Source organism: Methylorubrum suomiense, assembly GCF_022179765.1.
GTDB classification, from domain to species: domain Bacteria; phylum Pseudomonadota; class Alphaproteobacteria; order Rhizobiales; family Beijerinckiaceae; genus Methylobacterium; species Methylobacterium suomiense.
This window is the reverse complement of sequence record NZ_BPRE01000023.1, coordinates 56,646-74,851: the sequence shown is the minus strand read 5'-3', so window position 1 is coordinate 74,851 and position 18,206 is coordinate 56,646. Positions and strand designations below refer to the sequence as shown.

The 18,206-nt window shown below is 68.7% G+C and carries 20 protein-coding genes; 8 read left to right on the top strand and 12 right to left on the bottom strand.

Annotated features, from left to right (window positions below):
* Positions 1–200 precede the first annotated feature (200 nt).
* Positions 201–722, bottom strand: coding sequence for a DUF2244 domain-containing protein (locus MFF26_RS24870; RefSeq protein ID WP_137831315.1), 522 nt, complete (start codon positions 720–722; stop codon positions 201–203).
* 20 nt (positions 723–742) lie between these two features.
* Between MFF26_RS24870 and nth the strand changes: the two genes are divergently transcribed.
* Both nth and purC read left to right on the top strand, forming a co-directional pair.
* The gene (gene nth / locus MFF26_RS24865) at positions 743–1,549 is read left to right on the top strand and encodes an endonuclease III (RefSeq protein ID WP_238308795.1); all 807 of its coding nucleotides are present in this window, start codon (positions 743–745) and stop codon (positions 1,547–1,549) included.
* 230 nt (positions 1,550–1,779) lie between these two features.
* Positions 1,780–2,574 carry a phosphoribosylaminoimidazolesuccinocarboxamide synthase gene (purC, locus tag MFF26_RS24860; protein WP_012452496.1) on the top strand — a complete coding sequence of 265 codons (795 nt, stop codon included), beginning with the start codon at positions 1,780–1,782 and terminating at the stop codon, positions 2,572–2,574.
* Positions 2,575–2,578: 4 nt separating this feature from the next.
* Here the strand turns inward: purC and MFF26_RS24855 are convergent, their stop codons facing one another.
* The 4 genes from MFF26_RS24855 to MFF26_RS24840 all read right to left on the bottom strand — a co-directional run bounded on the left by MFF26_RS24855 (position 2,579) and on the right by MFF26_RS24840 (position 7,502).
* Complete coding sequence (locus MFF26_RS24855) at positions 2,579–4,237, bottom strand: glycosyltransferase family 2 protein (protein WP_238308794.1); 1,659 nt, start codon at positions 4,235–4,237, stop codon at positions 2,579–2,581.
* A complete protein-coding gene (locus tag MFF26_RS24850) occupies positions 4,234–6,204 on the bottom strand; it encodes a glycosyltransferase family 2 protein (protein WP_238308793.1) in 1,971 nt (656 codons plus the stop codon). Before MFF26_RS24850 ends, MFF26_RS24855 begins: the two co-directional genes overlap by 4 nt.
* Before the next feature lie 109 nt (positions 6,205–6,313).
* Positions 6,314–6,967 carry a hypothetical protein gene (locus MFF26_RS24845; RefSeq protein ID WP_137831318.1) on the bottom strand — a complete coding sequence of 218 codons (654 nt, stop codon included), beginning with the start codon at positions 6,965–6,967 and terminating at the stop codon, positions 6,314–6,316.
* A 28-nt stretch (positions 6,968–6,995) separates the two neighbouring features.
* A complete protein-coding gene (locus MFF26_RS24840; RefSeq protein WP_137831340.1) occupies positions 6,996–7,502 on the bottom strand; it encodes an invasion associated locus B family protein in 507 nt (168 codons plus the stop codon).
* Between the two features lie 222 nt (positions 7,503–7,724).
* Here MFF26_RS24840 and MFF26_RS24835 point away from each other — a divergent pair, with 222 nt between their 5' ends.
* Complete coding sequence (locus MFF26_RS24835) at positions 7,725–8,153, top strand: hypothetical protein (protein ID WP_137831319.1); 429 nt, start codon at positions 7,725–7,727, stop codon at positions 8,151–8,153.
* Positions 8,154–8,169: 16 nt separating this feature from the next.
* On the opposite strand, the gene MFF26_RS24830 is transcribed toward MFF26_RS24835, so the two are convergent.
* Positions 8,170–8,895, bottom strand: coding sequence for a M48 family metallopeptidase (locus MFF26_RS24830; RefSeq protein WP_137831320.1), 726 nt, complete (start codon positions 8,893–8,895; stop codon positions 8,170–8,172).
* Between the two features lie 85 nt (positions 8,896–8,980).
* The gene (locus MFF26_RS24825) at positions 8,981–10,228 is read right to left on the bottom strand and encodes a polyhydroxyalkanoate depolymerase (RefSeq protein WP_137831321.1); all 1,248 of its coding nucleotides are present in this window, start codon (positions 10,226–10,228) and stop codon (positions 8,981–8,983) included.
* A gap of 134 nt (positions 10,229–10,362) precedes the next feature.
* Between MFF26_RS24825 and MFF26_RS24820 the strand changes: the two genes are divergently transcribed.
* The 5 genes from MFF26_RS24820 to purQ all read left to right on the top strand — a co-directional run bounded on the left by MFF26_RS24820 (position 10,363) and on the right by purQ (position 13,955).
* Positions 10,363–11,781 carry an ActS/PrrB/RegB family redox-sensitive histidine kinase gene (locus MFF26_RS24820; protein ID WP_137831341.1) on the top strand — a complete coding sequence of 473 codons (1,419 nt, stop codon included), beginning with the start codon at positions 10,363–10,365 and terminating at the stop codon, positions 11,779–11,781.
* A 36-nt stretch (positions 11,782–11,817) separates the two neighbouring features.
* On the top strand, positions 11,818–12,420 hold the full coding sequence (locus tag MFF26_RS24815) for an ActR/PrrA/RegA family redox response regulator transcription factor (protein ID WP_137831322.1): 603 nt from the start codon (positions 11,818–11,820) through the stop codon (positions 12,418–12,420).
* 256 nt (positions 12,421–12,676) lie between these two features.
* Positions 12,677–12,895 carry a hypothetical protein gene (locus MFF26_RS24810; protein ID WP_137831323.1) on the top strand — a complete coding sequence of 73 codons (219 nt, stop codon included), beginning with the start codon at positions 12,677–12,679 and terminating at the stop codon, positions 12,893–12,895.
* Positions 12,896–13,035: 140 nt separating this feature from the next.
* Positions 13,036–13,275, top strand: a complete 240-nt coding sequence (gene purS, locus MFF26_RS24805; protein ID WP_137831324.1) for a phosphoribosylformylglycinamidine synthase subunit PurS — start codon at positions 13,036–13,038, stop codon at positions 13,273–13,275.
* A complete protein-coding gene (purQ, locus tag MFF26_RS24800) occupies positions 13,275–13,955 on the top strand; it encodes a phosphoribosylformylglycinamidine synthase subunit PurQ (RefSeq protein WP_137831325.1) in 681 nt (226 codons plus the stop codon). Before purS ends, purQ begins: the two co-directional genes overlap by 1 nt.
* Positions 13,956–14,165: 210 nt before the next feature.
* Here purQ and MFF26_RS24795 read toward each other — a convergent pair whose 3' ends face one another.
* The 5 genes from MFF26_RS24795 to MFF26_RS24775 all read right to left on the bottom strand — a co-directional run bounded on the left by MFF26_RS24795 (position 14,166) and on the right by MFF26_RS24775 (position 18,202).
* Entirely contained in the window at positions 14,166–14,750 is a 585-nt protein-coding gene (locus MFF26_RS24795) for a PepSY domain-containing protein (RefSeq protein WP_137831326.1), read from the bottom strand.
* Between the two features lie 296 nt (positions 14,751–15,046).
* Positions 15,047–15,592: an adenine phosphoribosyltransferase gene (locus MFF26_RS24790; RefSeq protein ID WP_137831327.1), complete on the bottom strand. Its 546-nt coding sequence runs from the start codon at positions 15,590–15,592 to the stop codon at positions 15,047–15,049.
* Between the two features lie 226 nt (positions 15,593–15,818).
* On the bottom strand, positions 15,819–16,616 hold the full coding sequence (locus MFF26_RS24785; RefSeq protein ID WP_137831328.1) for an inositol monophosphatase family protein: 798 nt from the start codon (positions 16,614–16,616) through the stop codon (positions 15,819–15,821).
* Positions 16,617–16,752: 136 nt separating this feature from the next.
* Entirely contained in the window at positions 16,753–17,385 is a 633-nt protein-coding gene (locus tag MFF26_RS24780; protein ID WP_238308792.1) for a thiamine phosphate synthase, read from the bottom strand.
* Positions 17,386–17,389: 4 nt separating this feature from the next.
* The gene (locus tag MFF26_RS24775; RefSeq protein ID WP_137831329.1) at positions 17,390–18,202 is read right to left on the bottom strand and encodes a thiazole synthase; all 813 of its coding nucleotides are present in this window, start codon (positions 18,200–18,202) and stop codon (positions 17,390–17,392) included.
* Between the last annotated feature and the right edge of the window lie 4 nt (positions 18,203–18,206).

Genomic DNA, 18,206 nt, shown 5'->3' with positions numbered 1-18,206 from the left:
ATCAGCCGTGCCGCTCAAACAGTCCCGAAACCCTCAGGAGCCCCGAACCACCAGAGAAGGTGGACCGCCGCGCCCCGTCGGTGAAAATGCTTCTACGGGACGCCCCAGCTCCCGTCAACCGGAAAACGCGGAGAAATGCGAAAACGCCCGCCACGGGACGTCCTGGCCTTGCCGAACGCCTGTTGGCGAGAGGGGTGTGCTCAGAACCCCTTCTTCACCTGGGCCAGTGCCAGGGCCAAGCCATCGGCGACCCGCTCGCGCTCGACGGGATCGGCATCGCGTGCGACGACGACATGCTCGCGGCGGGAGACGAGGGTGAGCCGGCGCAGGCCGAATTCCTCGTCATCCAAGCGGCTGAGCTTCGTCCAAAGCGGATTGAAGCGCCATTCACGGCGCTCACCCCGTGGATCGATCCGCGCCAGCGAGACTTCGAGCGGTGAGATCGCGACCTCCTCGAAGGAACGGCCCCGCCTGAGGCTCACCCGGAGGGCGACGTAGAGGGCCAGCATGTCGAGGCCGAAGAAGCCGGCCACCGGCCAGAAGCCGGCGCGCCAGCAGGCGATCGAGGTCACGAGGGAGACGAGGCAGCACAGCCCCATCACGATGCGGAAGCCGTCGCGACCGAGCGACTGGTTCGGGCGAATGACGGCCGTATAGAGCGGGCGATCCATGATCTCCGGGTCGAGGCCGTCGGGATGCGAAGAAAGGTTGCCGCTGACCATGCGCGCAATATAACGCGCCGATGCCCCCGAAAAAGCCTGCGCCGCGCGTTTCCGAAACAGAACGGCGTCGTTCGAAACCTGTCGTCGGCACAGTGTCCGGCAAGAAACCGGCTCAACCCGGCGCAACGCTCGGCCCCGTCCTCACGGGCCATGTCGACACCGCCCCCGCTCCCGTGGACGACGAAACCCTGATCGCCATCTTCGCACGGCTGCGCGAGGCCGATCCGGAGCCGCGCTCGGAGCTTCAGTATCTCAACCCCTATACCTTGCTCGTCGCCGTGGTGCTCTCTGCCCAGGCGACCGACAAGAGCGTCAACCTCGCGACCGAACCCCTCTTCGCCATCGCCGACACGCCGCAGAAGATGCTGGATCTCGGCGAGGAGCGCGTGCGCCACTTCATCCGCACCATCGGGCTGTTCAACACGAAGGCCAAGAACGTGATTGCGCTGTCGCGCATCCTCTTGGAGCGGCACGGGGGCGAGGTGCCGCGGGAGGCGGCCGATCTCGAAGTGCTTCCCGGCGTCGGCACCAAGACCGCGAGCGTGGTGCTGAACGTGGCCTTCGGCGTACCCCGCATCGCCGTGGACACCCACATCTTCCGGGTGTCGAACCGCATCCCCCTGTTCAGCGCACCGACCACGGACAAGGTCCAAGCCGGCCTCGAAGCGCGGGTGCCGGAACCGTACCGTCTCAACGCGCATCACTGGCTGATCCTGCACGGACGCTACACCTGCAAGGCGCGGCGCCCGGACTGCCCGCGTTGCCGCATCGCCGATCTGTGCCGCTACCCCTCCAAGACGACGGAACTCACCCCCATATCGGCCTGATCCGGCGATCGAGGCTCACGGAGCCGGCCTCCACCGCAGCCCTGCGGGCATTGGCGTGCAAGGCCAACGCGTTGTGCTGCAAAGCCCGTTCCGGTACAGAGATGCTACGGCGGCCGGGACTATTTCCCGCGGGTTGTTGTCCCGGGAAGACGCTCCGGTCGCCTACCCGCCAGACGGGTCGCCGCGCCGCGGATCGCTTCACGTGACAGTTCCGAAGGAGCCACGGCCCCATGGACTTCCTCAAACCACGGTACACGCCTATGAACCGCCGCCGTCGCATTTACGAGGGCAAGGCGAAGGTCCTCTACGAGGGACCCGAGCCGGGGACGCTCATCCAACACTTCAAGGACGATGCGACCGCCTTCAACGCGAAGAAGCACGAGGTCATCGACGGCAAGGGCGTGCTGAACAACCGGATCTCCGAGTTCGTCTTTCAGCACCTCAACGATATCGGCGTGCCGACCCACTTCATCCGCCGCCTCAACATGCGTGAGCAGCTGATCCGCGAAGTCGAGATCATTCCGCTCGAAGTGGTGGTGCGCAACGTGGCGGCGGGCTCGCTGGCCCAGCGGCTCGGGCTGGAGGAAGGCACCCAGCTGCCGCGCTCGATCATCGAGTTCTACTACAAGAACGATCAGCTCAACGACCCGATGGTGTCCGAGGAGCATATCACGGCCTTCGGCTGGGCGACGCCGCAGGAGATCGACGACATCATGGCGCTGGCGATCCGCGTCAACGACTTCCTGTCCGGACTCTTCCTCGGCGTCGGCATCCGCCTCGTCGACTTCAAGATGGAGACCGGGCGCCTGTGGGAGGGCGACCTGATGCGCATCGTCGTGGCCGACGAGATCTCCCCCGATTCCTGCCGCCTCTGGGACATCAAGTCCTCGGACAAGCTCGACAAGGATCGCTTCCGCAAGGATCTGGGCGGTCTGATCGAGGCCTATACCGAAGTCGCCAAGCGCCTCGGCATCATGTCCGAGAACGAGAAGGTGCAGGCCGGCGGGCCCCGCCTCGTTCAGTGATGCCTCACCGCGGCGTGGCCGGCTCCAGGCCGGTCCAGCCGCGGCGCAGGCGCATATGCGTCGAGAGATTCGGGTCGAAGCCCGGATGATAATGGGGGTCCTGCATCAGCAGCGGCCCCCATCGTTTTTTCAACGCCTCCACTTCGGCGGCATGGCGGGCGGCGGCCTCGGGCGAAGGCCGTCGGCTCGCCGACTCGCGATGCTGCAGAACGGCGCCGCCGACATAGAGCGTCCGCAGCCCGGTCGCGTTGAGGCGCAGGCAGAGATCGAGATCGTTGAAATCGACGGCGAAGGTCGAGTCGAACCCGCCGATGCCCCTGAACTTCTGTGCCTCGATCACGAGGCAGGCGGCGGTCACCGCCGCGACCGAGCGTGTTACGCGAAGCGCCGACAGGTAGCCGGGCGCATCCTGCGGAAAATGACGGTGACCATGGGTGGCGAGACCGCCGCTGCCGAGCACGATTCCGCCATGCTGGATCCGCCCCTCGCCGTCGATCAGCCGGGCGCCGACGGCGCCGATATCGGGGCGCAGGGCCTCGCGCACCATGCGCTCGAGCCAGTCGGAATGATCGGCCTCGACATCGTTGTTGATGAAAGCGAGCACATCGCCCTGCGCCTGCGCCGCGGCCCGGTTGTTGATCGCGGCGAAGTCGAACGGGCCATCGCAGGCCAGGATGCGCGCCGCGCCGGCTGCCCGGAGTTCCGCGAAATAGGCATGCGTCGCCGGCTCGCAGCTGCCGTTGTCGCAGATCAGGATCTCCTTGGCCGGCCAATCGGTGCGGGCCCGCAGACTCTCGATGCAGGGACGAAGCAGGTCGAGCCGATCGCGCGTCGGCACGATCAGGCTGACCAACGGACGCAGCATCGGCAGGGGTCGCTCGAGTCGGATCACGCCGTCCGCCTCAACGAAGGCCAGGGTGGCGCCCTCCCCCGTCCGGTCGAGGTCGCGCCGCACCGCGTCGAGGCGGCCGAGGCGCGACGCAACGCGGCCTGCCTCCCCTCCCCTCTCGGCCTGGAACGTCGAGGCCGAAAGCAAGCGCGGCAGGTGACGCACGCTCGCGCGTCCGAAGCGGGCGGCGCATTCGAGGACGAGGTCCATGGCGGCGGCGCCGGGGATGGGCACGATGCCGGAAACGCTGGCGCGCCGCAGCGCCAGAACCGGGCCAAGATGATCGACGGCGCGCAGGAGATCCGGATCGAAGGCCGGCCGCAGCAGCGGAAGCCAGGCCCTGCCCGGCACGATTCGAACGAGCGCATCGCCGTAGAGGGCGTGGATCGCCGGATCGGTGAAGGCCGTTGCGATGGCGGCGGACGCGCCCTCGATCAGCGCGTGACCGGGGGCCACGAGGAGGATGAGGGGCGGCCCCTCGGCGGCGATCCGTAGGGTGCCGTCCTCACGCGGCTCGATCCGCTCGATGCCGTGCCGGACGAGAATCGCATCCGGTTCGGAAGCCGGCCCGGGGCCGGGCTGCCAGAGGTGATGACCCGCGCCGGCCAGGGCGACGAAAGCCTGCGCCGCCCGCACGCGGCGACCGGTCAGCCGGGTCATCAGAATCGAGAGAAGCCGGGACGGGTGGCGCGCCGCCCGGACGAGGCGTGCGACGATCCCCGGGGCGGGCGCGGTCGCGAAGAGCAGGGCGTCGGAAAGCGGCGCTCCCGTCATTCGAGATCCTCGCCGAACGTCGTGAGCGACAGGGCGGGATGGTAGAACGGATCGTGGCGGATGACCTCCCGCCAGCGCTCGGCGAAGACGGCAGCCTCGCGCTCGAATCGTGCGCGGGCGGCTCCGGTGGGACGGCCGCGGCTCACTGATTCGAGATGGGACAGGACGGCTCGGGGCGTCCACACCGTCTTCCAGCCGGCAGCCCCGAGGCGCAGGCAGAAATCGACGTCGTTGAAATCGACCGCGAAGGCCACGGCATCGAAACCACCCACCGCCCGGTACTTGTCGCGGGAGACCGCGAGGCAGGCGGCGGTGACCGCGGAAACCTCGTGGGCGACCCACATCCGACCGAGATGGCCCGCCGTTTCGGCCGGGCGGCGGCGCAGGATGTGACCCGCCTCGCCGCCGAGGCCGACGACAACGCCGGCATGCTGGAGGCGCCCGTCCTCGTAGAGGAGCTTGGCACCGACCGCGCCGACCTCCGGCCGCACGGCCTGGGCGACCATCGCGTCGAGCCAGTCGGGATGCAGCACCGCCACGTCGTTGTTGAGCAGGACCAGGATCTCGCCCCTCGCGGCCTCGACCCCTTGATTGACCATGGCGGCGAAATTGAACGGCTGCGGAAACGCCTCGATGCGCACCCGCGGATCGGCCAGCAGGCGGTCGTAGAGCGCGAGCACCGCCGGATCGGTCGAACCATTGTCGACGATGACGAGATCGATCGCCGGGTAATCGGTCCGGTCCAGCACGTCGGCGGTGACGCGCGCGATCAGGTCGGGCCGGTCGCGGGATGGGATGACGATGCTGACGAGGGGCGCAGGCACCGGCCGATTCCGGTGAAGGTCGAGCGTTCCGTCGCGCAGGATCGCGCGGGCGGGCTCGCCCGCCGCCCGCAGCTGCGCTTCGAGATAGGCCGCTCGCGCGGCGGTATCATCGGGGATGGCGATGCGGCGGCATAGAATGCGCGGAAGGTGGACCACGGCAGCGGCACGGCAGGCGGCCAGATCCAGGGTGATCGCGATGGTCTCCGGCGCCCCCACCGGCTCGACCGGCAGCTCGGCGAGGAAGGCTCGGGCCAGAAGGGTCGGAACGCCGAGGTAACCCGTGACGCGCGCGAAGTCGGGGCTCCAGTCCGGCTTCAGCCGCGGCGTCGGCGCGACGAGACCGACTTCTTCGTCCGCGTAGATCAAGTCGGGCTTGGTCTCTTGGAACGCGGCCGCGAGATGGGCCAAGGCCTCGGGGGCGAGACGATCCCCCGGTCGCAGCAGACCGAAGAGGTCTGCCCCGCCGCAGAGGGACAGGGCCGTGGCATCCGGACTCCACGCCGCACGATGGATGCGGGGGTCCGCAGCAGCGGGATCGACCCACACCTGACCACCCGCAAGGTGAAGGGACCAGTTCGTATGGCTCTGGGCTTTCAAGGCCGCGAGCGTGTCCGTGACCGCAGCGATCTCCGCCCCTTCCGCCACCAGGACGAGACGGATCCGGATGGCCGGCGCGGGTGTTTCCGGCGAAGGCACGGCGCCGCGCGTCCGGTGCCATCGGTCGTAATCCGCGAGGGGAGCGGTTGCGCAGGCGCCGCGCAGAGTGTCGCGCCAGCGCCGCTCATCGCCTCGCACCAGAGCACGAAGGCCCCCGAGGGCGCGGAGGGGATATTTTCTGAAGCATTCGGCGAAGACATTCGCCGAACTCCGCGCGCCGACTCGCTCCAGCGCGAAGCCCGGCCCACCGGCGATCTCGATCGCCGCGCAATCGGCGGGCAGGTAGCCCAGCCAATGGGCGGTGCCGAGGACAGGGCCCGGCAGCACGAAGCGGTCGATGCGCCCCCCCCAGCGGCGTAGTCGCAGGAGTGGGCGCTGCGGTCTTGCGCGAACCGGGAGGGCATAGCGCAGCACGATCCAGCCGCCGGTGACCTCGGGCGGTAGGACGAGGCGGCGGTCGAAGAGCGGGTCGTCGGTTGCCGTCACAGAGAAGGGCGTCTCGCGGCCCTGCCACGCTCCATCCGATCCGGCGGTGCCGTGCGTTGTCGGGCTCAGACGCGCCCTCCACGCGGCCAAAGCGTCGGACGGCCGAACATCATTGGCCCGCCACCGGGGCTTCGCTCTGGGCGGCGTTCGCGGCTTCGGGCGCGGGCTTGCGACGCCGCGCGACGGGCTTGGCCTTCTGCCCCGCGAGGGTAACCTCGATATCGTAGCCCCAGGCCTTGTCGGCGGGCACGATCAGATCGTTCTCGATCACCGACGCTTCGCCTTGAGCGGTCCCCGCCGGGATCGGAATCGCGACCCGGTGCGTCCGACTCATCACCGGCTGCTCATTATATTTGATCGACACGGTCACCGGCGCATCGAAGCGCCCGCTGGCCCCTGCGGGACCGAGCATGGCCCGTACCTCTACGCCGACCCGCACGGACACCGATCCGTCGCCCCGCGCCTGGCACTCACGGCTCAGACGGGAAACCACGATTTGATGGCGCAGGCGGGTGTTGTCGCCCGCCGCTCCGGCGAAGGCTTGGATCGCCGCCCCACCGTCCGGCACGAAGACGGCCGGGCAATAGACGTCGTTGGGATCGAACGCCTTGGGAGCCATGAGACTGCCGCCCCCGCCGCTGCCTTCGCCGCTCCCGCCGCCGAACAGGTTCTTGAAGAAGCCGCCCGATTCGGCCCGCGCGGCGCCGGCTCCGGCCAGCGCCAGCCCGATGCAGGCCGCGGAAAAGAGCGCTCTCGTGGTCATCCCGCGCATTCCGCCCTCCCCGCGCCCGTCACTTCAGCGTGTCGAAGCCGGCGCCGAAGCCCTTCATCGAGACGGGGATACCAACCCCCTCCTCGGGCGTCTGGAACACGATGAAGGTCGCCTGCGCCCCGCCGCGGAGCGAGCGAATCAGGCCTTCGTCCATGACGACTTCGGCGACGCATCCGGTCGTCAGGCAGCGCACGAAGCTCGCCCGACCCACATCGGTCTGGTCGATCTTCAGCCCGAGACCGGAGGGCAGCAGCACGCCGAGTGGCGCCACCACCCGCAGCAGGTAGCCACGATTGTCGGCGGTCTTGAGGACGATGACGACGAGGGTCAGGTTGGGCCGGTCTTCCGCCGCCACGTACTGCACGAGGGCGCATTGCTCGGCCTTGGCGCCGGCCGGCGTCTCGCAGCGGAGCTGCCAGTCGTCATAGGTGTTGCGCACCGTGCCCTGCGCCGCGGCCGGACCGGCGGCAAGGAGGCATGCCGCAGCGGATAGCAGGCAGGCCAGCGCGACACGGCGGCGCTCCATGCCCGACCGCATCACCCGACCTACGCCCGAAAACAGACTCACGCGCCAGCCCCTCGTCGCTCTCGCATCCACCCCGCGAAGGTCCGGGAGGTGGGACCATGGGGGTCACCCGGTGTCAAGCAATCGCGGCAAGCGTGTGTCCGTGGCTACCGCCGGAGCGCCGGCTGCTCTACATCATGGTCAAGCTCTTGCCGCATTCGCTCCTGTTTCGGGACCCACACCATGCGCCGCCCCGCCCTTCGGACGCTCTTGTCGTCTGTCTTGCCGGCCCTCTTGCTCACCGCCGGAAGCGGCGGTGCCCTCGCCCTGTCGCTGCCCTTCGAGGAATCGACGTACCTGCCGCCCCAGGCGACCACGACCTATGTCGAGCGCTCGCTCAACGGTCAGGCCGCGCTGACGATCGAACATCCGCCGGTGGAACGGAATCCGCGGGGACGCCGCGGCGATTCGGCGGCCATTGCCGGCTTCTGCCGGGACGGCGGCACCCTCATGCGCCGCGACGAATTCGGGCGCCCGGCCTACCTGCGCCAGCGCGAGGTCTGCGACAACGTCGCGCCGCGCCAACTCTGGCCCGGCCATGTCGATCCGCGCCCGGCTTGGCCCGCGGAGCGGGTTCGGGCGCATCGTCGGGCGATCGTGACGAAGTACTGAGCGGGGCGGGCCGCCCTCAGCCGAAGCGGTGCAGCTCCGCGCCGTGCCGCTTCAACCATGCCTCCGCCGCATCGACGTTCGGGCACAGCTCGTGGGTCAGCTTCCAGAAGCGGGCCGAGTGGTTCATCTCGCGCAGATGCGCCATCTCGTGCGCGACGAGATAGTCGAGCACCATCGGCGGCGCGAGGATCAGCCGCCAGGAGAAATTCAGCTCACCCTTAGCCGTGCAGGAACCCCAACGGCTGCGCGTGTCGCGCAGGGTCAGCCCCGCTGGCCGTCGGCCGAGCCGATCCGAGTAGGTCGCAATCGCGTCCGACAGATCGCGCCGCGCCTCCCGCTGCAGGAAGTCGCGAACCCGGCGCGCCACGTGCGGCGCCTCCCCCGGGACCATGACGGTCGCGGCGTCCGGATCGACCGCCACCGTCCCCCGGCCCTCGCGGTGGAGAAGGGTGTGGGGCACGCCTCGCAGCGGAATGCTCGCACCGGGAACGAACGGAACGCGCTCCGGGATGCGGGCGAGGCGGGCGGCGATCCACCCGCCGTGGCTCTGCGCGAATTTCTGCGCCGTGATGAGCGACGAACGGGCCGGCAAGGTGAGGATCACGGCACCGGTCGCGTTCGACACCCGCAGCGTCAAGCGACGGGCGGTCGGGCGCCGAAGGATCGAGACGCGGAAAGTCCGGCCGTCGTGATCGATCTCGATATGATCCGGATCGGGCCGTCGCAGGAGCGCGCGCAACATGGGCGGGAGGTTAACCGGCCCGAGCCGCCGCAGCCATCCCGCCCGTCCGTCGTTCACGTGAATTTCGCCACCGAGACCGCCCCGGTCAGGCCGGGCTCGCCGCCATTTCGCGGATGAAGGCGGCGATGCGCGGGGCGATCACCGCGCGATAGCGCGAACCGTTGAAGACGCCGTAATGCCCGACCTTGTCCTGCAGGTGATAGGCCTTGCGGATATCGGGCAGGTTCGGTGTCAGGTCGAGGGCAGCCTTGGTCTGGCCGACACCGGAGATGTCGTCGTTCTCGCCCTCGACCGCGAGGATCGCGCAGCGGCGGATCGCCGAGAGATCGACGGGCTTGCCCGCATGCCGCATCGTGCCCCGCGGCAGAGCATGATCGACGAAGACCGTCTGCACCGTCTGAAGGTAGAACTCCGCCGTCAGGTCCATCACGGCGAGATACTCGTCGTAGAATTCGCGGTGCTTCTCCGCCGAGTCGCCGTCGCCGGTGACGAGGTGGTGGAACATGTCGGAATGGGCGGTGACGTGGCGGTCGAGATTCATCGCCATGAACCCCGACAATTGCAGGAAGCCCGGATAGACCCGGCGCAGCGCCCCCGGATAGGGCGGCGGCACCACCGTGATGCAGTTCTTCTCGAACCAGTTCATGCCGCGCTCCTGCGCGAGGCAGTTCACGGCGGTGGGCGAGCGGCGGGTGTCGATCGGGCCGCCCATCAACGTCATCGAGACCGGCACGGCGGGATCGCGGTCGGCCTCCATCACGGCCACCGCGGCGAGGACCGGGACGGCCGGCTGGCAGACCGCCATGACATGCAGATCCGGACCGAGGTCGCGGAACATCGCGGTCAGGTACTCGATATACGTGTCGAGATCGAAGCGGCCCTCCAGCAGCGGCACCATCCGGGCGTCGGACCAATCGGTGATGAAGACCTGATGGTTCGGCAACATCGCCTCGACCGTGCCGCGCAGGAGGGTCGCGTAATGGCCGGACATCGGCGCCACGACGAGGAGCTTGGGTTGCGGCTCGGACGGCCCGCGGCTCAGCCCCCGTTCGAAGGCGATGACTCGGCAGAACGGCCGTTCCCAAACGACGCGCTCGAACACCGGCACCGGCTGCCCATCCACCGAAGTCGTCGCGATGCCAAAATGCGGCTTGCCGTAGCGCCGGGTCGCGCGCTCGAACATCTGCAGGGCCGCCGCGGTCGAGCGGGCATAGGGGCTGTAGGCGAACGGGTTGCCCGGATATTCCAGGCTGTGCCGCGTCATGTCCGCGGCGAGGCGGGCGGGCCCCATCATCGCCCGCGCGGCCTCGTACCACGCATAAGCCAAGTCCATCTCGTCGCTCCCGGTTGCGACCGTGTCCGCGCCCCTCTTAACCCATGTCTGTTTAGAGGCGATCAAGGAATTTCGGCTGCGGCGTCACGGCCCCCGTGTCTGCCGTGGCGACGAGCCCTATCGTCTGCATCACCATGATCGATGCAGCCCCCGAAATCGGCCGACCGGCAGGCCGGCACCTCAGACTCGACACCTTCGTCCGGCTGCGCTGGCTGGCCCTGACCGGTCAGAGCGCCGCGGTCGTCGGTGCGCAGTTCGGGCTCGGGCTGAACCTGCCGTTCGGCTGGTGCTTCCTCGTCATCGCCGCATCCTGCTGGCTGAACTTAGCGCTGCGGATCCGGTTTCCGGCGAGCTACCGGCTGAGCGACGATTCGGCGGCCCTGCTCCTCGCCTTCGATATCGTTCAGCTTGCCGCACTCCTGTTCCTGACGGGCGGGCTGCAGAACCCCTTCTCCCTCCTGTTCCTCGCCCCGGTGCTGATCTCGGCGACGGCCCTCCCCCCCGACCGCACCCTCGCCCTCGGGCTCCTCGCCGTCGGTCTCGCGACCCTGCTCGCCCTGGTCCATCGCCCGCTGCCCTGGTTCGCCGACGGGCGCATCGAACTGCCCTTCCTCTATGTCTCCGGTGTCTGGACCGCGATCCTGCTCGGCACCGCCTTCACCGGCGTCTATGCCTGGCGGGTCGCCGAGGAGACGCGCCAGCTGGCCCAAGCGCTCGCCGCGACGGAGCTGGTGCTCGCCCGCGAGCAGCACCTGTCGCAGCTCGACGGGCTTGCCGCCGCGGCGGCGCATGAATTGGGCACGCCCCTCGGCACGATCATGGTCGTGGCCAAGGAACTCGATCGCCTGCTCGGCCCGACCGCCACGCCGGCCGTGGCGGAAGATCTGAAGCTCCTGCGCGATCAGGTCGATCGCTGCCGCGGCATCCTCTCAAAGCTGACGTCGCTCGGCGAGGACAACGAGGAGGGCGAAGGCTTTCTCCAGACCGTCACCTTCGGCCATGTGGTCGAGGAATTGGTGGCGCCCCAGCGCGCCCTCGGCATCGCCGTCGCGGTCACGAAACAGGGCGAGGGGCCGGAACCGGTCTGCCGGCGCAATCCGGGCGTGATGTTCGGCCTTGCCAACATCGTCGACAACGCCGTCGACTTCGCCGATTCGCGCGTCGAGATCGAGGCGCGGTGGAGCCTGGAGCGGGTCTGGCTCACGATCCGGGATGACGGCCCGGGCTTCCCGAGCGAAGTGCTGCTGCGGGCAGGCGAGCCCTACGTGACGACCCGTGGCCCGGAGCGCTCCAGGGGCGGCTCGCGGGGGGCGGATCAGGCCGGCGATGCGGTCGGAGCCGGGTTGGGGCTCGGGCTGTTCATTGCCAAGACTCTGATCGAGCGTTCGGGAGCCCAGCTCGTGCTGTCGAACATCACCGGCGCGGGCGAACACGGCGCCTTGGTACGGGTGTCCTGGGCTCGTCACATTTTCGAGAGGGACGTGATCGCGCACCAGCCCGTTGCGCACAATTCTCTGCGACCCCTGCCAGAACGCGATGCCGCACCCATATAAAGCATTCAGATGAATGCCAGCGACGAGGAGCACCGCATGCTGACGCAGAGCGGGACGTCGGTGCCCAGCCAGGACACCGCCTTTCTTTCCGAGACCGACCCTCTTTCCGCCTTTTCCGATCGTAGCCTTTTGATCGTGGACGACGACAAGCCTTTCTCGACCCGCCTTGCGCGGGCCATGGAAGGCCGCGGCTATGCCGTGCAGGTCGCCGAAAGCGTCAGCGAAGGCGTCGCCGCCGTCGAAGCCAAGGCTCCGGCCTTCGCCGTTATCGACATGCGCCTCGGCGACGGCAACGGGCTCGACGTAATCGCCCGCCTCAAGGAACGCCGCCCGGAAGCCCGCGGCGTGATCCTGACCGGTTACGGCAACATCGCGACCGCCGTCACGGCGGTGAAGCTCGGCGCTTTCGACTATCTCGCCAAGCCGGCGGATGCCGACGAGATCCACGGGACGCTGATGGCCCAGCCGGGTGAGCGGGCCGACCCGCCGGAGAACCCGATGTCGGCCGACCGGGTGCGCTGGGAGCATATCCAGCGGGTCTACGAGCTGTGCGGGCGCAACGTCTCGGAGACGGCGCGGCGCCTCAACATGCACCGTCGGACGCTTCAGCGGATTCTGGCCAAGCGCGCCCCGCGCTGAGCCGATCCCGCCCCATCGATCGAGAACGAGACCGGCGTCAGCGCCGGTCTCTTTTTTATGCCGTTTCCATCGAGAGTGGTAAGCGGCAAACATTCAGAACCGGGCTCATCGGTTTGAGGCCGTTTTCCCGCCCATTGAACGGTTGCATTCGCTCGATCTGCGTGCAGATCACGTCATTCCCGGTGTCTGCCACGGTTGCCTCAGGCAGGGTCGCCGGGCTAGTTCCCGCAGAACGGACGCAATGGACCGCCCGCGCATGCGCAACATGATCACGATCCTGAGCCTGATGGTGCTCGTCGGCACGGAAGTGTTCGCCGCCGCCATTGCCGCTGGCTGGGCCCTCGCCGGCCTGTTCGACCTCGGCGACACGGTTGGCCATATCCTGATGGCCCTGTTCAGCCTGCTCGCGGCCTGGATCATGTTTCAGCTCTGGCAGCGCGCCGTGAAGGCCGAGCCATTTCGGCCGGCCCGGTGATGCGCCCCGATGCCTTCGGGCGTACACTGTACTCCTGATGCGTCGTCGTTGACCGAACCGAACGATCCGCCGACCAGCCTGCAAGCCTCCCGCGGCGTCGATGTCCCGGCGCCCACCGCGTACCCGAACGAGTGACTGCCATGAAAGCCCGCATCGTCGTCACCTTGAAGACCGGCGTCCTCGACCCTCAGGGCAAGGCGATCGAGGCGGCGCTTAAGTCCCTCGGCATCGACGACGTGTCCGGCGTCCGCCAAGGCAAGGTGTTCGATCTGGACATCGCCTCCGACGACCGGGCGCAGGCCGAGGCGACGCTGAAGGCGGCTTGCGAAAAGCTTCTCGCGAACACCGTCGTCGAGAACTACACGATCGAGATCGCCTGATGCGCGCGGCCGTCGTCGTCTTTCCTGGCTCCAACCGCGACGGCGACGTCGCCCGAGCGTTGACCCGCTCGGGGGCCGACGTCGTCAAGGTCTGGCATGCCGAGACCGAACTCCCCGCCGGCACCGACCTGGCCGTCGTGCCCGGCGGCTTCTCCTACGGCGATTACCTGCGCTGCGGCGCCATCGCGGGCCGCGCCGCCGCCATGGACGCCGTACGTGCCCACGCGGCGCGGGGCGGACTGGTCCTCGGCATCTGCAACGGCTTCCAGATCCTGTGCGAGTCGGGGCTGCTGCCCGGCGTGCTGATGCGCAACGTCCAGCGTCGCTTCATTTGCCACCGCCAGTTCCTGCGGGTGGAGCGCACCGACACTCGGTTCGCTTCGGCCTATCGCGAGGGTCAGGTGATCGATGTCTGCGTCGCGCATGGTGAGGGCAACTACTTCGCCGATGCCGACACTCTGGCCCGTCTCGAGGGCGAGAATCGCGTCGCCTTCCGCTACTGCGATGCCTCCGGCACCCTGACCGAGGATGCCAACCGCAACGGTTCGCTCAACTCGATCGCCGGCATCTATTCCGAGAGCGGCAATGTGCTCGGCATGATGCCCCATCCCGAGAACTTCGTGGACGATCTGGTCGGCGGCACCGATGGGCGCGGTCTCTTCGACAGCCTCGCGGCGTAGTCGGATCGGCCCCACCCCTCCGTACATGAAAAGAAAAGGCCCCTCCCCGCTTCGTGGGAGGGGCCTTTTTCATGATCGGGCCCTGGAAACGGCCAACCACCGGTCGGCCATTTCAGCCTCGCATCGGCCCATCCCGCACGACGGATCCGGCAGGCCGCATAAACGCGATGCGGAGCGCGACTCTGCCATGCCGGATCCAGACCAGCGGGCTCAGTCGGCCTTGGCGGTGCCGTCCGGGCCGACCTTGATCTCCTTCGAGCCGTTCGGGAGCGCCACGGAGATCTCGTATTCCACGGCGTTGCCCTCGCGCTCGACCTCGGCCTCGTAAGCCTTACCGCCACCGGCCTTCTGCTCGGCAATCGCCAGAGCGTCCTTCAGCGAAGTCTTGGCATTGGTGAAGTCGGCGGGCTTCAGGCGGGTGAAGTAACGCTCGATCGGCTGGTTCTCGCTCTTGTAGAGCTCGCCGGTGTCGGCGTTGATGCCGTGCTCGACCAGCTTGCCGTCCGGATAGACGACCTTGATGCTGTAATGGGCCGGGTTCTTGCCGTCGGCGAGCTCGAAATCGGCGTCGATGGCGCGACCGCCCGCTTCCTTGCCCTCGGCCGTGGTGATGGCCTGGGCGAGGCTGGTCTTGGCGAGCGGCGCAGCCTGCCACTCCTTCAGATCTTTGCCCGCCTGCGTGGCGGTTCCGGACGCCGCGGGCTTGTCGGTGGTCGTCGTGGTGGTGTTCTGAGCGGCGGCGAAACCGGTGGACAGCGCCAGGAGGGCGGCAGCGGCAGTCAAACGCGTGTACATGGCGGGTATCCTTCTACGAGGCCCTGTTCGGGTCGCAGAAAACGCCAAGGCGGCCGGTTGGTTGCGGCGTCGCGACGATAGGTTTTCCGGCGCGGCGCGGAACCTTTTGCCAGCAGGATCCGGGGCTTGGCACGTTCGGGCGAACCATGCCTCGAACCGGTCCGCTTCTCAGCCGGCCGGACCTCGCGGTCACGGGGTCAGGCACGGCTTGGCTCGGGACGGCACCCGATCCACCGCCGACCCTCGGCGAGCCCGCCCGCAGGCCTCTCGCGATGCCGGTCGGTCTTGAGCGCGGCTCAGTGCCCCTCGAACTCCATCAGGGTTCGCACGGTGACGCCGAGGTCGCGGAGCCGTTGCGCGCCGCCGATTTCCGGCAGGTCGATGACGAAACAGGCTGCCACCACTTCGGCCCCGAGTTGACGCAGCAGGTTCACCGCGGCCGTCGCGGTGCCGCCGGTGGCGATGAGATCGTCCACGAGGATGACCCGGTCGCCGGGGCGGATGGCATCGACATGGATCTCGATCTCGTCGGTGCCGTATTCGAGGGCGTAGGCCGTCGAAACGGTTTTGTGGGGCAGCTTGCCCTTCTTGCGGATCGGCACGAAGCCGGAGGAGAGCTGGTGCGCGACGGCGCCCCCGAGGATGAAGCCCCGCGCCTCGATACCGGCCACCTGATCGATCCGCCCCCCGGCGAAGGGATGCACCAGCGAATCGACGGCCCGCCGGAACGCCCGCGGATCGCTCAGCAAGGTCGTGATGTCGCGGAAGATGATGCCCGGCTTCGGATAATCCGGAATCGAGCGGATCGCATCCTTGAGGGCGGAGTGGCGGCGGGCTTCCATGGGGGACTCGTTCTCGAAAGGCAGCCGCGGTTTAGAGCAGATGGCGGCGTGCGAGGCCAGCGGTGAGCGTATTCACCGGGACGGTCGTTCCAATTGCGCTCCGCTTAGCTTCGACATCGCCCGCACGATGCGGTGGCAAACCATGTCGAATCTGTCATCCGTTCGAGGCTGTCGCAGCGGCGCCCGGGGATAATGGAGCACCGCCGGTCACCCTCTCAACGAGGGCTCAGGACGCGTTCGCCTTGCGCAGCAGGCCGATCAGCTCGCGCTGAAGCACTTCATTGCCGCAGGCGACGGAGCGTGCGGCCAGCGGCTCGGCGCCGCCATCGGCGCTCGACACGAAGCCGCCGGCCTCGCGCACGAGAATGATGCCGGCCGCGATGTCCCAGGTCTGGAGGTCGCGCTCCCAGTAGAGGTCGGTGCGTCCGCAGGCGACATAGGCGAGATCGAGCGCCGCCGAGCCGAAGCGCCGGGTTCCGCCCGAGACCGCCATCACGGCCGCGACTTCCTTGAGCAGCCGGCCGTGGCTGCCGCGACCCAGATAGGGCGTGCCGTAGGCCACCACGGCATCGGACAGATCCTGCCGGCCGGAGACCCGCAGGCGTCGGTTGTTGAGATAGGCGCCCTTGCCGCGCTCGGCGATGAACAGTTCGTCCTTGATCGGATCGTAGATCACGCCGGCCACGACCTGCCCGTCGCGCTCCAGCCCGACCGAGATCGCGAAATGCGGGATGCCGTGGAGGAAGTTCGTGGTCCCGTCGAGGGGATCGACGTGCCAGGTGTGGCTCTTGTCGGTGCCCTCGATGTTGCCGCTCTCCTCAAGGACGAGGCCGTAGCCGGGCCGCGCCTTCATCAGCGCTTCCCTCAGCACGTCCTCGGCCTTCTTGTCGGCCGCCGAGACGAAGTTGCCCGGACCTTTGCGCGAGACCTGCAAGTTCTCGATCTCGCCGAAGTCGCGCTTGAGGCCGCGGGCCGCCTTGCGCACGGCGTCGACCATGACGGTCATGAGGGGTGAGTTGATCATGCGTTTGGCTCGGGGGCGCCCGGCTGGGCGCGCTGATGGATATTGGGGGATCGATTCTTGGCCCGGTTCTATACCGGTTGGCGCCGCGCGCCATGGCTCTTCCGCAGATCGGGCATGTTTGCCACTCCGGAAACTGTCAGGCGCCGAGCGCGTGCAGCAGGCGGCGGGTCCGTTGCTCGGGATCCGGAGCGCGCATCAGCCCACCCATCACCGCGATTCCGGCGGCACCCGCACCGAGGCAATCGGAAGCCTGCGCCTCGTCGATTCCGCCGAGGGCAAAGACCGGGATCGGCAATCCCCGGCAGGCCTCCAGCGCGGCCAGGCCGAGGGCCGGTCCGTAGCCGGGCTTGCTGGCGGTGAAGAAGATCGGGCTCAGCGTCGCGTAATCGGCACCCGCTTCGGCCGCCGCCGCGACCTCCGCCGGCGCGTGCGCCGAGACGCCGATCAGCGCATCCGGGCCAAGGGTCGCCCGCGCATCGGCGATGTCCCGGGGGCTCGTTCCCCCACCGAGATGGACGCCCTGCGCCCCCGTCGCCGCCGCGAGATCCCGATCGGCGCCGATGACGAGGCGCCCGCCGAGGGGGGACAGGATCGCGAGACAGTCGCGGGCCAGCGCCCGGCGCGAGGCCGGGTCGAGGTCGCGGTCGCGCAGCCAGACGAAGCGGGCGCCGCCGGCGACCGCCGCGCGCACAGTCCCGGCGAGGGGCCGTGCCGTGCCGTGCCGGTCGGTGACGACGAGCAACGGCGGCAGCGGGCGCCTCTCCGTCAAAGCGTCAGCTGCCGACGAGGCCGAGCTGCGGGCTCGACGGTTCGGCCCGGCCGCGCCGGGGAATGCGTCCGGCCAGATGCGCGAGACGGCCCCCCGCAACCGCGTGGCGCATGGCGCCAGCCATCCGCACCGGATCGTCGGCCTTGGCGACCGCCGTGTTGATGAGGCAGGCCGCAGCCCCCAGTTCCATGGCAATCACGGCATCCGAGGCGGTGCCGATGCCGGCATCGACGATCACCGGCACCTTCGCCCGGCGACAGATCAGCTCGATATTGGCCGGGTTGGCGATGCCCATGCCGGAGCCGATCAGGGAGCCCATCGGCATCACCGCGGCGCAGCCGAGATCGGCCAACCGCTCGCAGATCACCGGATCGTCGTTGCAATAGGGCAGCACGGTGAAGCCGTCCTCGACGAGATGGCGGCAGGCTTCCATCAGCTCGGTCACGTCGGGATAGAGCGTCTCGCGGTCGCCGATCACCTCGACCTTGATCCAGTCGGTGCCCAGAGCCTCGCGGGCGAGCTCGGCGGTCATGATCGCGTCGCGCGCCGTTTCGCAGCCCGCGGTGTTCGGGAGGAACCGGGCCCCCTTCAGCTTCTGGAACGTGTCCGAGCCGTGACCCTGCAGCGAGACACGGCGGATCGACGCCGTGACGACCTCGGCGCCCGAGGCGCGCACCGATTGCGCCATGATCTCCTGGCTCGGATAGCCCGCCGTGCCGATGAACAGGCGCGAGGCGAGGCGCACGCCTGCGATCTCCAGGGCGTCGTCCACGGCCCCGGCGGGCGCGGGGTGAAGGGCGGTGTCGTGATGGTTCATGGCG

Excerpts from the sequence above, each read along its gene's own strand:
- MFF26_RS24815 (WP_137831322.1), top strand. The coding sequence starts at position 11,818 with ATGCTGACGCAGAGCGGGACGTCGGTGCCCAGCCAGGACACCGCCTTT.
- MFF26_RS24840 (WP_137831340.1), bottom strand. The coding sequence starts at position 7,502 with ATGGAGCGCCGCCGTGTCGCGCTGGCCTGCCTGCTATCCGCTGCGGCA.
- nth (WP_238308795.1), top strand. The coding sequence starts at position 743 with ATGCCCCCGAAAAAGCCTGCGCCGCGCGTTTCCGAAACAGAACGGCGT.
- MFF26_RS24870 (WP_137831315.1), bottom strand. The coding sequence starts at position 722 with ATGGTCAGCGGCAACCTTTCTTCGCATCCCGACGGCCTCGACCCGGAG.
- MFF26_RS24795 (WP_137831326.1), bottom strand. The coding sequence starts at position 14,750 with ATGTACACGCGTTTGACTGCCGCTGCCGCCCTCCTGGCGCTGTCCACC.
- MFF26_RS24775 (WP_137831329.1), bottom strand. The coding sequence starts at position 18,202 with ATGAACCATCACGACACCGCCCTTCACCCCGCGCCCGCCGGGGCCGTG.
- MFF26_RS24820 (WP_137831341.1), top strand. The coding sequence starts at position 10,363 with ATGATCGATGCAGCCCCCGAAATCGGCCGACCGGCAGGCCGGCACCTC.
- purC (WP_012452496.1), top strand. The coding sequence starts at position 1,780 with ATGGACTTCCTCAAACCACGGTACACGCCTATGAACCGCCGCCGTCGC.
- MFF26_RS24845 (WP_137831318.1), bottom strand. The coding sequence starts at position 6,967 with ATGACCACGAGAGCGCTCTTTTCCGCGGCCTGCATCGGGCTGGCGCTG.
- MFF26_RS24785 (WP_137831328.1), bottom strand. The coding sequence starts at position 16,616 with ATGATCAACTCACCCCTCATGACCGTCATGGTCGACGCCGTGCGCAAG.
- MFF26_RS24790 (WP_137831327.1), bottom strand. The coding sequence starts at position 15,592 with ATGGAAGCCCGCCGCCACTCCGCCCTCAAGGATGCGATCCGCTCGATT.
- purQ (WP_137831325.1), top strand. The coding sequence starts at position 13,275 with ATGCGCGCGGCCGTCGTCGTCTTTCCTGGCTCCAACCGCGACGGCGAC.
- MFF26_RS24855 (WP_238308794.1), bottom strand. The coding sequence starts at position 4,237 with ATGACGGGAGCGCCGCTTTCCGACGCCCTGCTCTTCGCGACCGCGCCC.
- MFF26_RS24825 (WP_137831321.1), bottom strand. The coding sequence starts at position 10,228 with ATGGACTTGGCTTATGCGTGGTACGAGGCCGCGCGGGCGATGATGGGG.
- MFF26_RS24810 (WP_137831323.1), top strand. The coding sequence starts at position 12,677 with ATGCGCAACATGATCACGATCCTGAGCCTGATGGTGCTCGTCGGCACG.
- MFF26_RS24830 (WP_137831320.1), bottom strand. The coding sequence starts at position 8,895 with ATGTTGCGCGCGCTCCTGCGACGGCCCGATCCGGATCATATCGAGATC.
- MFF26_RS24835 (WP_137831319.1), top strand. The coding sequence starts at position 7,725 with ATGCGCCGCCCCGCCCTTCGGACGCTCTTGTCGTCTGTCTTGCCGGCC.
- purS (WP_137831324.1), top strand. The coding sequence starts at position 13,036 with ATGAAAGCCCGCATCGTCGTCACCTTGAAGACCGGCGTCCTCGACCCT.